The 14,563-nt window shown below is 69.7% G+C and carries 12 protein-coding genes; 4 read left to right on the top strand and 8 right to left on the bottom strand.

What is annotated here, in order from left to right:
- Nucleotides 1-3: 3 nt before the first annotated feature.
- The 4 genes from AC4NMM_RS12375 to AC4NMM_RS12360 form a co-directional block, all read right to left on the bottom strand.
- Nucleotides 4-1,512, bottom strand: coding sequence for an RtcB family protein (locus tag AC4NMM_RS12375; RefSeq protein WP_491924389.1), 1,509 nt, complete (start codon nt 1,510-1,512; stop codon nt 4-6).
- An 87-nt stretch (nt 1,513-1,599) separates the two neighbouring features.
- Entirely contained in the window at nt 1,600-2,142 is a 543-nt protein-coding gene (locus AC4NMM_RS12370; protein WP_491924388.1) for a hypothetical protein, read from the bottom strand.
- Nucleotides 2,143-2,209: 67 nt separating this feature from the next.
- Nucleotides 2,210-2,656, bottom strand: coding sequence for an archease (locus tag AC4NMM_RS12365; RefSeq protein ID WP_096395331.1), 447 nt, complete (start codon nt 2,654-2,656; stop codon nt 2,210-2,212).
- Nucleotides 2,653-3,465, bottom strand: a complete 813-nt coding sequence (locus AC4NMM_RS12360) for a DUF502 domain-containing protein (protein WP_096395333.1) — start codon at nt 3,463-3,465, stop codon at nt 2,653-2,655. Before AC4NMM_RS12360 ends, AC4NMM_RS12365 begins: the two co-directional genes overlap by 4 nt.
- A 197-nt stretch (nt 3,466-3,662) precedes the next feature.
- Here AC4NMM_RS12360 and AC4NMM_RS12355 point away from each other — a divergent pair, with 197 nt between their 5' ends.
- Both AC4NMM_RS12355 and hmgA read left to right on the top strand, forming a co-directional pair.
- Nucleotides 3,663-4,136 carry a GNAT family N-acetyltransferase gene (locus AC4NMM_RS12355; protein ID WP_096395335.1) on the top strand — a complete coding sequence of 158 codons (474 nt, stop codon included), beginning with the start codon at nt 3,663-3,665 and terminating at the stop codon, nt 4,134-4,136.
- Nucleotides 4,137-4,228: 92 nt separating this feature from the next.
- Complete coding sequence (hmgA, locus tag AC4NMM_RS12350; protein WP_096395337.1) at nt 4,229-5,452, top strand: hydroxymethylglutaryl-CoA reductase (NADPH); 1,224 nt, start codon at nt 4,229-4,231, stop codon at nt 5,450-5,452.
- A gap of 32 nt (nt 5,453-5,484) precedes the next feature.
- Here hmgA and AC4NMM_RS12345 read toward each other — a convergent pair whose 3' ends face one another.
- The 3 genes from AC4NMM_RS12345 to AC4NMM_RS12335 all read right to left on the bottom strand — a co-directional run bounded on the left by AC4NMM_RS12345 (nt 5,485) and on the right by AC4NMM_RS12335 (nt 8,964).
- Nucleotides 5,485-5,802: a DUF2250 domain-containing protein gene (locus tag AC4NMM_RS12345; protein ID WP_491924387.1), complete on the bottom strand. Its 318-nt coding sequence runs from the start codon at nt 5,800-5,802 to the stop codon at nt 5,485-5,487.
- A gap of 133 nt (nt 5,803-5,935) precedes the next feature.
- Complete coding sequence (cofH, locus tag AC4NMM_RS12340) at nt 5,936-7,396, bottom strand: 7,8-didemethyl-8-hydroxy-5-deazariboflavin synthase subunit CofH (protein ID WP_096395341.1); 1,461 nt, start codon at nt 7,394-7,396, stop codon at nt 5,936-5,938.
- A gap of 563 nt (nt 7,397-7,959) precedes the next feature.
- Nucleotides 7,960-8,964: an HFX_2341 family transcriptional regulator gene (locus AC4NMM_RS12335; RefSeq protein ID WP_096395343.1), complete on the bottom strand. Its 1,005-nt coding sequence runs from the start codon at nt 8,962-8,964 to the stop codon at nt 7,960-7,962.
- A gap of 452 nt (nt 8,965-9,416) precedes the next feature.
- On the opposite strand from AC4NMM_RS12335, the gene AC4NMM_RS12330 reads away from it, so the two are divergent.
- The gene (locus AC4NMM_RS12330; protein WP_491924386.1) at nt 9,417-12,878 is read left to right on the top strand and encodes a pentapeptide repeat-containing protein; all 3,462 of its coding nucleotides are present in this window, start codon (nt 9,417-9,419) and stop codon (nt 12,876-12,878) included.
- Nucleotides 12,879-13,009: 131 nt separating this feature from the next.
- Complete coding sequence (locus tag AC4NMM_RS12325) at nt 13,010-14,317, top strand: acetamidase/formamidase family protein (protein ID WP_491924385.1); 1,308 nt, start codon at nt 13,010-13,012, stop codon at nt 14,315-14,317.
- A gap of 26 nt (nt 14,318-14,343) precedes the next feature.
- Here AC4NMM_RS12325 and AC4NMM_RS12320 read toward each other — a convergent pair.
- Nucleotides 14,344-14,563, bottom strand: a 220-nt coding sequence (locus AC4NMM_RS12320) for a hypothetical protein (RefSeq protein WP_491924384.1), incomplete at its 5' end; no start/stop codon positions are given.

The following is a 14,563-nucleotide window of genomic DNA, read 5'->3' as shown; positions in this document are numbered from 1 at the left end:
TGGTCACCCCTTGATGTTACAGACGGGGAACGTCCGTGCCACCTTGTCGCCGATGCCCAGCTCGTCGCTCACGCGGATCACCTCGTCGATGTCCTTGTAGACGCCGGGCGCCTCCTCCGCGATGGTGGCGCCGGACTGGGCCTTCACGTAGATCCGCTGGCCGTCTTCGAGGTCGTCCTGGACGTCGCCGCCCCAGAACTCCTGTTTCGCCTGCGTCCGGCTCATCAACCGCCCGGCGCCGTGGGCGGTCGAGCCGAAGGAGACCGACATCGACTGGTCGCCGCCGCGGAGGACGTACGAGCCGGCGCCCATGCTCCCGGGGATGATGACGGGCTGGCCGACGCCGCGGTAGGTCTCGGGCACGTCCGCGTGGCCCGCGGGGAACGCCCGCGTCGCGCCCTTGCGGTGGACGTACAGCTCGCGCTCCGCGCGGTCGACCGCGTCGTCGCCGACGGCGGGCCGCCCCTCGGCGTCGACGCCGACCTCGTGGGTCTCCTTCTTCGCGATGTTGTGCGCCACGTCGTACAGCAGCTCCATCCCGAGGTCCTCGATCGGATCGGCGTCGAACACCTTGCCGAACGTCTTCCGGGCCTGGTGGGTGATCAGCTGACGGTTCACCCACGCGAAGTTGATACACGCGCCCATCGCGCCGTAGTACTCCTCGGCCAGCTCGGAGCCGGCGGGCGCGGCCGCCAGCTCCTTGTCGGGCAGCTCGTCGAGGAGGTCGGCGTGTTCCTGCTCGATCCGCCGGAGGTAGTCGTTGCAGGTCTGGTGGCCGAGCCCGCGGCTCCCGCAGTGGATCAGGACGACGATCCCGTCCTCTTCGAGCCCGTACGACTCGGCGACGTCCTCGCGGAACACGTCCGTGACGCGCTGAACTTCGAGGAAGTGGTTGCCCGAGCCGAGCGACCCCATCTGGTTGCGCCCGCGGTCCATCGCCTTCTGGCTCACGTACTCCGGGCGCGCGTCGGGGCGGCGCCCCTCGTCCTCGCAGCGCGCGAGGTCGCTCTCGATCCCGTACCCCGCCTCGACCGCCCACTCGACGCCGCGTTCGAGGGCGCCTTCGATCGCGTCGGCGGTGCCGTCGATCACGCCGCCGCCGCCGAGCCCCGAGGGAACGGCCTCGAACAGCGCGTCGACGAGCTCCTCCTCGCGGCCGCGGACGTCGTCGTAGGTGAGGTTAGTTTTCACCATTCTTACACCACAATTTATGTCGTATCCGACCGCTCCGGGCGAAATACAGCCGGTTCGGGCGTCGATCGCTCCGACGCCGCCGACGGGGAACCCGTACCCCTGGTGGCCGTCGGGCATACAGAGCGCGGGCTCGACCATCCCGGGCAGGTGGGTCGCGTTCTTCAGCTGCTGGAGCGAGTCGTCGTCGCCGATCTCTTCCAGCAGGTTCTCGCTGGCGAGGACCCGCGCGGGGACGTTCATCTCGCCCTCGCGGGGGATCTCCCAGACGTGTTCGCGTACCTTCTCTAACCGGATCCCGTCGAACTCGCGCGTGGTCATGCGACGCACTTCGACACGAGGCGGCAAGGGCGTTGCGTCAGCGGGCGGGGGACGGGAGGAGTCTCCGGGACCGCTCTCGGCCGATTCCTACCGGTCGACCGCGTCGATCGGGAGCCAGTCGATTGCGCCCTCAGCGAGGGTGAACGCGGCGAAGACTCGGCCCAATACGACGCCGTACACGAGGTGGGCGACCGCGATGACGACGCCGAACTCGAAGCCCGCGGTGAGCCCCGGCACCGGGAGCGTCGGTACCGGCAGCGAGGTGGCGCCCTCGATCGCGATCGCGGCCGGCAACAGCAGCCCGCCGGTGAGCACGCCGAGCAGCGCGGAGTGGATGACGCCGAGCGAGAGGCACCCGCCGACGTCCCCGCGAAGCTCCGCGAAGAAGGGCCGGTCGAAGAGCGCGACGAACAGCGCGCCGAACAGCGTGCTGTTGAACAGGTGGACGGCCCAGCCCGCGAGGACCGTCTCGACCCCGATCAGCGCGCCGATCGTCGGCATGAGCCCGAGCCCGAAGTGTAACACGGCGCCCATCGCCGCGCCGGCGGCGAGCCCGGAGCCCGCCCCTGCCCGCCAGCGACGACCCGCGACCGCCGGTTCGCTCCCGTCGCTTCGGTCTGAGTGTGACATACGCTACCAACGCACTCGACAAACATAACGGTTTATCACAACCGCCGTTCGGACTGTCGTCGCGCCCTCACACGTCGAAGACGACGTACGCGTACCACTCGTCTCTCCTCCGTTCAAGCGCCATCTCCGAGTACGTGACCGCCTTGACCTCCCGGGCGGCCACCGCGTCGAGGGGGACGCCGCGCGCGCTGGCCGTGAGTCGCCACTCACCGGGGTCCGCAGTCCGGTTCTGAGGAGCCGCGGAGTCCGGTTCGACGACCGAACAGCGGTGGTCCGCCGGGAGGACGAGCCGCACGTCGCGCTCGTAGATCAGGCGGTCGAGGTAGTCGAACAGCAAGGCCTCGCGGCCCTCGGCGGCGACTTCGAACTCGAACCGGTCACCTCCCGTCTCCGGCACCGACTCCGCGCTCGCGGCCGCGAGCCCGTCCGCGACCGCCGCGAACAGCCCCGAGAGGGTGTCGGCCGTCGCCTCGACGGCGACGTCGGCCGTGTGGTCGCGGAGCTCGTAGCTCATCGCTCGCCGTTCCCTTCGTGGGTCCCGTCACGGGACCCCTCGGCGCTCTCCGATCGCTCGTCGGTCTGGAACCGGGCGTCGATGGTCCGCTCCGGCGCCTCGGTTCGGAGGTCCTCCGGGTCGACGTCGTCGATGTCGGCGGCGACCTCCTCCAATGCGACGCCGCTCGTCACCAGCGCGCGGATCCCCTCGTCGACGGTCAGCTCGACGTCGACGATCCGGCGCTCCGGGACGAAGACGACGTGGCCGCCCATCACCGGGTTCGGCGCCATCGGCATGAACAGCGTCCGCATCCCCTCGCCCCCGCTGTCCGCGTGGTCCGCGATGGCCGCCGGCGTCTCGCTCGTGACGAACGCGAGCGTGTACGCCTCCGCCGTCGGGAACTCCACGAGGACGACCTCGCGGAAGTTCCCGCCGTCCGACTCCAGCATGGCGTCGCTCATCTGCCGGAACCCCTGGTAGACGGAGCCGACGCCCGGAACCCGCTCGACGGCGTAGTCGACGTAGGCGACGGCTTGCTCTCCGTACCGCGAGGATTCGACGGCCGCGCCGATGAGGAGGATTGCGGCCACGAACACGACCGGCGTCGCGATCTCGATCGCGACCTCGCGAGAGACGGCGCCGACCACCGGCAGCCCGTCCCCCGGCGACACGGCGACGATCGCCGACGAGAAGGCGTCGAGATAGTCGTACACCGCGTTGAACGCGAACGCGAGGACGGCCAGCGTGATGACGGCGGGAACGATGACGGCGATGCCGGTCAGGAAGGCCCGTCGGAGCAGCTCGACTCCCGACGACTCGTCGGTCATTACTCGGTGTCACGCGCGACCGCGACAAAATCGTTTCCGTCGGGCTCGACCCGTGACGGTCTCGTTCGGCGAGCGCGGGCGCCGACCCGTCGAGAGAGAGTTAACCGCCCGCAACGGATCTCTCCGGCGGCGTTGCCGGCCGCAACGGTCCCCGCTGGCGGTGGAGTTATATTCCGCCCGCGTGTTAGGTCATCGCAGTGAGCGTCAACGTCGAGAAGCGGACCGACCCCCCCGGCGAGTCCGACTACGCGACCGCCGCGTGGGAACTCAAAGAGCAAATTCGGTCCGCCGAGGGCGTCCTCCGACAGCGACGCGGCTTCTTCGTCGACGCGTACCGCCGGTCGACCGCGCACCTGCTCGTCGAGAACGACCGGCTCGTCGCGTTCGCCTCAGTGCGCCGCGACGGCTACATCCTCTTTCTCGCCGTCCATCCCGACCACCGCGGCCGCGGCCACGCGGAGCGGCTGGTCGCCGACATCGCGGAGAACCATCGCTCGGTCACCTGCCACGCCCGCACGACCAATCGGCAGGCACTGGGCTTCTACGAACACCTCGGCTTCGAGGTGATACGCCGCATCGACGACTACTACGAGGACGGCGGCGACGCCTACTACCTCAAGCTCGGCGGCGAGTCGCTCCGCGAGCGGCTCTCCGGGTTCGTCGGCCGGTAGGCGGTCGTTCCTCGCCGCCCGGTCGGCTCCGCGCGGCCCTCGAAGGCCACCGAACCGACAGTAATTAGCGCCAGCCGCGAGGAGAACGCGGCATGTCGCAACCGACTCCCGCGGACCTCGCGACTCGGGTCCGCGACGGCGACCTCCGCTTCCACGAGCTGGAAGACCACGCGGACGCCGACGCCGCGGCCGCCGCGCGCCGGCTGCTCGTCGCGGAGGCGACGGACGCCGACCTCGACCCGCTCGGCGAGTACGCGTTCGACGCCGACGCGGTCCACGGCTCGAACATCGAGAACACCCTCGGGGGCGTTCAGGTCCCGGTCGGCGTCGCCGGCCCGGTGACGATCGACGGCGGCGCGAGTTCGGGCGAGCGCTACCTGCCGCTGGCGACCACCGAGGGCGCCCTGGTCGCGTCGATCAACCGCGGCTGCTCCGTCGTCGAGGACGCCGGCGGCGCGACCGCACGGGTGACGAAGAGCGGGATGACCCGCGCGCCCGTGTTCCGGGTCGCGGGCGTCGCCGAGGCCGAGGCGCTCGTCGACTGGGTGCGCGACAACGTCCCCGCGCTGCGCGAGGCCGCGGAGTCGACGACGAGCCACGGCGAGCTGCTGGACGTGACGCCGTACGTCGTCGGCAACAACGTCTTCCTGCGCTTCCGCTACGACACGAAGGACGCGATGGGGATGAACATGGCCACCATCGCGACGCGCGAGGCCTGCGACGCCGTCGAGGACGAGACGGACGCCTCGCTCGTCGCGCTGTCGGGGAACCTCTGCTCGGACAAGAAGCCGGCCGCCATCAACGCGGTCGAGGGGCGCGGGCGCTCGGTCGTCGCGGACGCGACGGTCCCCCGCGAGGTCGTCGAGGAGCGCCTCCACACGACCCCCGAGGCGATCGCCGAGATCAACACCCGGAAGAACCTCGTCGGCTCCGCGAAGGCGGGCGCGCTCGGGTTCAACGCCCACGTCGCCAACGCGGTCGCGGCGATGTTCCTCGCGACCGGGCAGGACGAGGCGCAGGTCGTGGAGGGGGCGAACGCGATCACGACCGCCGAGACGACCGCCGACGGCGACCTCTACGTCTCCGTCTCGCTGGCGAGCCTCGAAGTGGGGACGGTCGGCGGCGGGACGAAGCTCCCGACCCAGCGGGCGAGCCTGGAGATACTCGGCGTCGCCGGCGGCGGCGACCCGGCCGGGAGCAACGCCGACGCGCTCGCGGAGTCGATCGCGGTCTGCGCGCTCGCGGGCGAGCTCTCCCTGCTCGCGGCGCTCGGCTCGCGACACCTCTCGTCGGCGCACGAGGAGCTCGGCCGATAGACGGACGTCGGGTTCGACCCCGCAGACCCTTCTCAGTCCGACCAGCGGGGACAGTCGTCGCGGAGCGCCGCCCGCCCCGCGTCGGTGATCCGGAACACCGCCTCCCCCGAGACGCGCTCGACGAGCCCGGCGTCCGCCAGCGCGGTCAGCCGCGACTCGGCGTGGTCGTCGTAGAGGCCCGTGTTCCCGGCGACGAACGCCTGATAGTCGGCGCCGACGTCGGCGAGGTACGAGAGCAGCCGCTCGTCGGAGCGCGTGAGGGACGGGCGGTCCGGGTCGAGCGCCTTCCCGTCGGCAGCCTCGGAGCTCTCCGCCGAGCGGTCGGCCGGCTGTGCGTCTGGTGCGGGCATCTCACACGTGGGGACGTGTACCACGATAAAGGAGACACCGGCGGTTCCCACTCGCTGGGAGCCGGCGCCGATCGGACGAACCTGTTCGGTCGCCGACCGGTCCGACCGGGGGCGTCCCGTCGACCTCCCCGACTCAGTCGTCGGCGTCGGCGGGCGGCGTCCCGGCGGCGTCGCTCCCGGCCCCCTCGCCGCCGGACGGGCGGTCCGGGAGCATCGGGGTCCCGTCGGCCCGCGGGCCGAGCCGCGGGCCGTGCGGACCGTCGTCGGGGTCGATGCGGCGCCGAGTCCGGTAGTCCGTCGAGCGCTCGACCGGGGTCCGGCCGATCGCCGCGATCATCTCGACGTAGTCGTCGAACGAGCGGTACTCGCCGTACTCGCCGCCCGCGCGGCTGGTGATCTCCTCCGAGAGGATGGTGCCCATGAAGTCGTCGGCGCCGCAGTTGAGCAGCTTGAGCCCGTGGGCGTCGCCCGACTTCACCCACGAGGCCTGGACGTGGTCGACGTTGTCCAAGAAGAGCCGCGCGACCGCGACCACCAGCTCGTCCTCGGCGCGCGAGGGCCCGGAGTCGACGACTCCCCGGCGGTACAGCGGGGTGTTCTGATGGATGAAGGAGAGCGGGACGAACTCCGTGATCGCGCCCGTGCGGTCCTGGAGGTCGCGGATCACCTTCAGGTGTTGCGCGCGGTGGGCGACCGTCTCGACGTGGCCGTACATCATCGTGGAGGTCACGTCGAGGCCGGCGGCGGCCGCGCCCTCCATCGCGGCCACCCAGTCGTCGGTGCGGATCTTCCCCGGGCAGATCACGTCGCGGACCTCGTCGACGAGGATCTCGGCGGCGGTGCCCGGCGCGGAGTCGAGCCCGGCCTCGGCCAGCTCGCGGTAGACTGACTCGTACTCCCAGTCCGTGCCGCGCTTGGCGTGGTACGCCTCCTCCGGGGTCATCGAGTGGAGGTGGACGCCGCCGACCGACATCGCCGCCATCTGCTCGACGTACGTCCCCGGGTCGGTCGCGTACCGCTCGGGCGGCTTGTAGTTCACCTCGCTCGCGGGGTCGTCGTGCGCGGCGAGGACCTCGTGGTGCTCCTCGTTCAGCGCGAACGCCGGGTGGAGCCCCGAGACGGAGCACACCTCGTAAATTCCCATGTCGAGGGCGTCCTCGACGACCGCGCGCGACTCCGCCGGCGGCTTGGTGAAGCCCGCGTGCTCGACGTCGCTGTCGGCCTCGAACGCGTGCGCGGAGTCCTTGAAGTTACAGAACAGGCAGCCGGTGTTGCAGGCCGTGGTGACGTTGTTGTTGAGGTTGGCGACGAAGGTGACCTCGTCGCCGACCTCCTCGGCCCGGCGCCGGTCCGCGGCCTCTAACACCGCCTCCTTGCGGACGGGGTCGATCCCCGACGACGCCGTGCCGGTCGCGAGCAGCTCGGTCGCGTCGGCGACCGTCAGCCGGGCGCCGTCGCGGGCCTTCGCGAGCGCGTTCTCGAACGACTGGTCGGTCGCGGGCGCCGCGAAGTCGAACTCGTTCGCGCCGCTCTCCGACTCGCCGCCGCCGGCCTCGTCCGTTCCGCTCGCGCCGGAACTACCCCCCGAACTCATCCCGTAACCCTCCCGGTTCCACCCTGATAAACGGGCGGGTCGCGACACCGATCGGGTCGGACAGACGACGCCGATCGCGAACGTCTATTTATAAATAGATCCGAGGGCCGCGACGTTTATTTATAAATAACTGCGGTGGCGCGTGCCTGTGAGCGCCCGGAGGGCGCGAACAGCACCGCGCGAGGGAGTCGGCCGGCCGGAGCGAAGCGGAGGCCGGCCGACGAGGTTGGGGAGGCGTGAGGCTGCGGTGCTGTGCTGGGCAGGCTGGGACTCAAAGGGGCAGCCGCGAGGGCGAAGCACGGCGACGCAAGCACTGGAAGGAGCGAGCAACGCGAGCGACTGAAGCGCGTGGTTCGAGACGCCTCCGGCGTCTCGTCATCCCGAAAATCGGAGATTTTCGGGCGACAGCGAGCCGCGCGAGCCCTCGCGGCTGGGGCTTTGGCGGCGTTCGCCGTCGATCCGCAATCAGCCATTTATAAGCGAGCGGCTGGGGCTTTGGCGGCGTTCGCCGTCGATCTGCCAGTGCCAATTTATAAAGAAGCGACTAATTCGCCCCCGTCAGTTCACGCTAAATCCCGGTAGTCCCGCTCTTCGTCGGCGTGTGCGCGGACCCACAGCTCGCCGATCCGCGAGAGGCTCGTCCGGTAGGACTTCCCGTGTTCCTCGCGCTCGATGTACCCCTTGCCGCCGGGCCCCAACCGATCAACGTTATAAATGACCTTCGAGCGGAACGAGTCCGTGTACTCCTCGTTGAGCTCGGCCGCGAGCGTCTCCGCCAGCTCGGAGACGGACTCGAACTCGCCGTGTTCGCCCAGCGTGAACAGGACCAGCTCCTCGAACGGCTTGACGTTCTGGAAGGAGGCGACCGGGAGCTCGATCACGTGGCGGTCGCCGATTTTCTTCGCCCCGATGGTGGTGCCGCGCTCGTCGAACTCCGCGAGGAGGTCCGTGGTGCTCGCCAGCCGGTCGGCGACGCGGTCGGGGTCGACGCCCGCCTCGGCGAGCGCCTCGTCGCTCTCGCTCCCGCCGCTCCCCTCGTCGAGGTCGCGCAGGAGGTCCCGCGTCGCGCGCAACTCCTCCGCGAGTTCGGTCTCCAAGTACTTCTCGGGGGCCGTGTAGTAGGTGTGAATCCGGTCGCGGTCCGCCTGCCGCTCGACCATGATCGAGTGGGCCGCGGTCGCGAACGCGAAGGAGACGGGGCGGGGCATCGAACAGAGGTTCACCCACACCTCGCGGTCGTCGACGGCGTCGCCCGCTCCCGGTTCGTCGTCTGCCCCGTCGACCCCCTCGTCCCGGTCGAGTTCGGCGTTGATCAGGTCGAACGCGCGCTCGAAGGCGGCGTCGTAGTCGTACACGTCGTCCAGCCGCTCGCGGACCGTCTCGGCGCCGAGCAGGTTCGTGAAGTCCTGCTCCAACTTGCGCGCGATGTTGCGCGAGTACTCGACGTTGGCCTCGCTGCCGACGGTGCCCTCCAACAGGATCACCCGGTCGACGTCGAACTGGTCCCGGATGAGGGGGGCGATCATCCGGTCGTAGTCGAACCCGACGGGCACGACGTGGGTCTGCATACGCGGGACGTAACGGTGCCGTTTATAAAAAGAACCAGTTCCCTCATCGTTCAACTGAACACCGACCACACCGCTCTCCAGTGGGTCGGGGGGTTTCGGCAAGAGGGGAATCTGACTACGACCTTCGTGAAAGCCCACTCTAGAAGACCCGTTGTGTCCCAACCCGCTGTGTGGATACAGCCATCGTGATCAGCTATTAATTCTGTTATAAATCGTGTTCCCGCAGTTGTCACACCGGTTCGGCTCATTTCGATACCGCTCGCCACACCGGTCGCATTCCCACCTTGCCCCGAGAATCTCACACAGGAGAGAATCCGTGAATCCCATCCGTCGGCTCGTAGTCCCTCTATGTGGTATATTTTGGGACGCCACCTTCGGATACCAGCCGGCAAACGTGCGGCCGAGTACCAAAATTAAAGTCACTGTCGTTACGATGACGTGTCAACATACCGATGACGAGCCGGTGTACGTTTCGACTCGACCCCGAGGAGGCCGGCGCGGCGACGGCGGAGGTCGCCGCGGAGATAGACGAGGAGTGGCGCTGCCCGCACGACGCGCACCCGGAGGCCGACCGCTGCGTGTTCCACCTGTCGAGCGACGCCCGCGACGACCTCGGCGTCGACGCAGACGCCGTCGCCGAGCGCCTCCGAGACGTGGCCGGCGAACGGGGGAAGGCCGCGAAACGCCTGCTCGGCGCCCGCCTCGACGGCGTCTCGATCCGCCACGAGATCGTCGACGCCGTCGACAAGCACCCCCTCGACCTCCGGGGCGCGACGGTGACCGGCACCCTAGATCTGACCGCGTCGGAGTTCGAGGGCCGGATCGACCTCTCCGGCGCGGAGATCGGCGCGATCGACTGGACGGAGTCGGAATTCGACGCGCCGGTCGACCTCTCCGGCGCCGTCGTCCGCGGCGAGACGACCCTCACCGGCGCCGTCTTCGAGGGCGACGTGGACCTCTCGGGCGCGACGTTCGAGGGGCCGGTCGACGCCCGGGAGGCCAGGTTCAACGGCGACACCTCGCTGCGCGAGGCGCGGTTCCGCGGCGCGGCGGCGTTTGACGGCGCCGAGTTCCGCGGCGACGCGAACCTCTTGGACGACGACGCGTGCTTCGAGGACGCCCGCTTCGACGCCCCCGCCTCGTTCACGAAGGCCGGTTTCCGGTACGCGGATTTCGTCGGCTGCGAGTTCCGCGACGCGGCGGCGTTCGACCGGGCGACCTTCGGCGGCGACGCCGAGTTCGCGGACGCGACGTTCGGCGACTACGCCGACTTCGCGGAGGCCCGGTTCGACGGCGACACCGCGTTCTCGGGGGCGCTGTTCGAGGCGCCGGCGACGTTCGCGGGCGCGGAGTTCCGCGGCCGGGACAACCTCGAAGACGACGACCTCTCGTTCGCGGACGCGACGTTCGAGGGGGAAGCGACGTTCCGGCGCGCGGTCGTCGGCTTCGCCGACTTGTCGCGGCTGACGGCCGCAGAGGAGCTGGTATTCGACGAGACGCGTTTCACCGAGGAGGTCAGCTTCGAGGACGCGACGCTGTCGTCGCTCTCCTGTGACGAGGCGCGGTTCGAAAGCGACGCGAGCTTCGAGGGCGTCGCGGTCGACGGGGACGCGACGTTCAGGGGCGCGGAGTTCGAGGGCGGTGACAACGTCGACGACGACGACCTCTCGTTCGCGGACGCGGTGTTCGGCGGCGACGTCGACTTCCTCAGCGCCCGGTTCGGGTACAGCGACTTCTCCGGCGCCGCGTTCGGCGGGGCGGCCGTCTTCGACGAGTCGCGCTTCGACGACGACCTCGCGTTCTCCGACGCGGCCTTCGACGACCGAGCGAGCTTCGACGAGTGCCGGTTCGACGACGACGCCGCCTTCGAGCGGGCGACCTTCGCCGGCGCGGCCAGCTTCCGCGGCGCGGAGTTCGACGGCGGCGACAACGTCCGCGACGACGACGTGACGTTCGCCGACGCCGCGTTCGCCGACGAGGCCGACTTCTACCGCGCGGAGTTCGAGTACGCCAACTTCGAGGCCGCGGCGTTCGAGCGGCCCGCGAACTTCGAGGCGACCCACTTCGCCGGCGAGGGCGACTTCCGCGACGCGGCGTTCCGCGGCGAGACGACGTTCGCCGAGGCGCGGTTCGACGACGACGCGACGTTCGAGGACGCGGCGTTCCGCGACGCCGCCTCGTTCCTCGGCGTCGAGTTCGTCGGCGACTACCACGAGGACGACGACGCCGCGTTCTCGGGCGCCGTCTTCGCCGACGAGGCCGACTTCCGCGAGATCGAGTTCGGTCAGGCCGGCTTCGACGACGCGAGCTTCCGGGGGCCGGTGTCGTTCCGGGAGTCGCTGTTCGGTCGCGCGCGCTTCGAGGACGCGGTCTGTGCGGAGTCGGTCGACCTGTCGTACACCCGGTTCACCGAGCCGGTCTCGTTCGACGGCATCGCGTTCGAGTCCGGCGTCACCGCCGACGAGGCGCGGTTCGAGAGCGACGCGAGCTTCGCCGAGTCGTCGTTCGAGGAGGGAGCGACGTTCCGCGGCGTCGAGTTTCAGGGGGGCGCCCACACGGTCACCGACGCGAACTTCGAGGCCGCGACGTTCGCGGACAGCGCCGACTTCAAGCTCGCCGAGTTCCGCGTCGCGGACTTCTCCGGCGCGGAGTTCGAGGGGACGGCGCTGTTCGAGCGCACCGTCTTCGAGGACGACGCCACCTTCCGGAACGCGGCGTTCGGCGCGTCGGCCGTCTTCTCGCGCTCCAGGTTCCTCGAGGAGTCCGACTTCTCCAGCTGCCGCTTCGAGGACGAGGCGCACTTCGACGAGCTTCGCTTCGAGAAGGACAGCACGTTCGCCGACGCCGAGTTCGGCGGCGACGCGACGTTTCGCTCGGCGGAGTTCGAGGGGAGCGCGAACATGCACAACGACGACGCCAGCTTCGAGACGGCGACGTTCCGCGGCACGGCGGACTTCGACAAGGCGTCGTTCCTCTACGCGAACTTCGCGCACACGACGTTCGCCCGGGACGCCGCGTTCACCGAGGCGGAGTTCGAACACTCGGTCGCCTTCCGCCCGCGGCCCGCCGAGTCCGAGACGCTCGTCGACCTGAGCGGCGCGGTCGTGCGCGGCGGGACGCTCGGCCAGCCGGAGCAGGGCGACGCCTTCTACGACTGTACGCACGCGGAGGTCCGGGAGGTCACGCTCGATGACGAGCACTGTACGCACGGCCTGTTCAACCACTTCCGGTTCTGTAACACCGACTTCCACGGCTTCGACTTCACCGCCCACAAGACGTACCTCGCGCGCAACAACTGGGAGATCCACACCTTCGCCGCCTCTGAGGCGGCCGACCGATCGGAGACCGAGTCGGAGTTCACGCCCGCGAGGCTGGAGAACACGTATCTGAAGGCGAAGAACTGCGCGAGCGACTTCGGCGACCGCAAGGCCGCGGCCGAGTTCTTCATCAAGGAGATGGTGTACCGGCGCCGGAAGAACTGGCGCGCCGCCTTCACCCGGGAGGAAGCGGTGTCGCCGGCCAACCGCACGAAGGCGCTCGGCAAGTGGGTCGGGAACAAGGTGCTCCACCAGACGTGCGGGTACGGCGAGCGGCTCTGGCGGGTCGTGTACGTCTCCGCGGTGACGGTGTTCATCTGGGGCGTGTTGTACACCACGACGACGCAGGGCACGACCGGCAGCAGCGAGCTCACGACGCAGGGGATCGGCGGTCTCTCGAACCTCTTCTCGCCGGAGGGAGCGGTCGTCCTCGGCAAGAACATGTACTTCAGCATGGTGACGTTCACCACGCTCGGCTACGGGGACGTCCAGCCGGTCGGGTCGACGGCGCGCGCGCTCGCCGGGCTCGAGGCGTTCCTCGGCGCGCTCCTCGTCGCGCTCGTCGTCTTCGTGCTGGGCCGTCGGGTCGCGTGGTGAGCGACGCGGGGCATCGGGTCGCGCGGGGCGTCGGATCGACTCGGTCTCGCGGCCGCAATGACGGCAACTATCCCCGGTCCCCCTCCGCGAGCAGTAGGATTATCTCGGTCAGCGCCGTACGCTGACACGGTATGTCACAGCAAGGCGTTCAGGAGGAGCTGTACGTCGACCAGTACACGCTCGGACTCGTCGGGCCGGATCAGGAGTGGGCCGGCACGGTCGCGGACGGCGGCACGGTGCAGACGTACACGCCGCCGGGCTGTTGGGGGCCGATGGTGACGCCCTCGTTCCGCGGCGGCCACGAGGTGACGCGGCCGATCCGCGTCGAGGGCGCCGAGGTCGGCGACGCCGTCGCGATCCACATCCGCGACGTGGAGGTGACGAGCATGGCCACCAGCACGGGGTCGATGGCGGAGCGCGACGAGGCGTTCGGCGACGACCCCTTCGTCGACCACCGCTGTCCGGAGTGCGGGACGGCGTGGCCCGACTCCGTCGTGGAGGGCACCGGCGAGGACGCGATCCGCTGCGCCGAGTGCGGCGCGAACGCCTCCTCGTTCGGCTTCGAGTACGGCTACACCGTCGCGTTCGACCACGAGAACGCGGTCGGGATCACCCTCGACGAGGAGGGCGCCCACGAGCTCGCCCTCGACGCCGACGAGGTGATGGACATTCCCGAGAACGCCCGCCAGCACCCGATCCTGCTGTACGAGCCCGACGGGATGCCCGGCACGCTCGGCCGGCTCCGCCCGTTCATCGGCAACATCGGCACCACGCCGCCGGTGACGATGCCCGACTCGCACAACGCGGGCGACTTCGGGCAGAACCTCATCGGCGCCGACCACGACTACGGCGTCGAGACCGAGGCGGACCTCGACCTGCGCACCGACGGCCACATGGACGTGCCCGAGGTCCGCGCGGGCGCGACGCTGATCTGCCCGGTCGTCGTCGACGGCGGCGGGATCTACGTCGGCGACCTCCACGCGAACCAGGGCGACGGCGAGCTATCCTTACACACCACCGACGTGAGCGGCACCGTCACGATGGACGTCGAGGTGATCGAGGACGTCGACCTCGACGGGCCCGTCCTGCTGCCGAACGAGGAGGACCTGCCCTTTATCAGCAAGCCGTACAGCGACGAGGAGGTCGCGGCGGGTGAGGGTCTCGGAGACGAACACGGCGTCGACGTCGACACCGACGCCGCCCCGCTCCAGGTGATCGGCTCCGGCGCGACCGTCAACGACGCCACCCAGAACGCGTTCGACCGCGCCGGGACCCTGCTCGGCATGAGCGAGGGCGAGGTCCGCGGCCGGTGTACGTTCACCGGCGGCGTCCAGATCGGCCGGCTCCCGGGCGTCGTCCAGCTCGACATGCTCGTGCCCGCGGACGTGCTGGAGGAATCCGGGCTCGACGACGTGACGCGCGAACAATACGGGCTGTAAGGCTGGACGTCCGTCATTCCGGTCGATCACCTATCTATTGCTGCCAGCGGACCGACGACGAACACCTCCAAAGCCCCAGCCGCTCGCTTATAAACGACTACTGCCGGATCGGCGACGAACACCTCCAAAGCCCCAGCCGCTCGCTTATAAACGACTACTGCCGGATCGGCGACGAACACCTCCAAAGCCCCAGCCGCTCGCTTATAAACGACTACTGCCGGATCGGCGACGAACACCTCCAAAGCC

The organism is Halorubrum sp. SD41 (genome assembly GCF_058630335.1).
The sequence above is the reverse complement of the archived record's forward strand: the minus strand, read 5'-3'. Positions and strand labels throughout refer to the sequence as shown.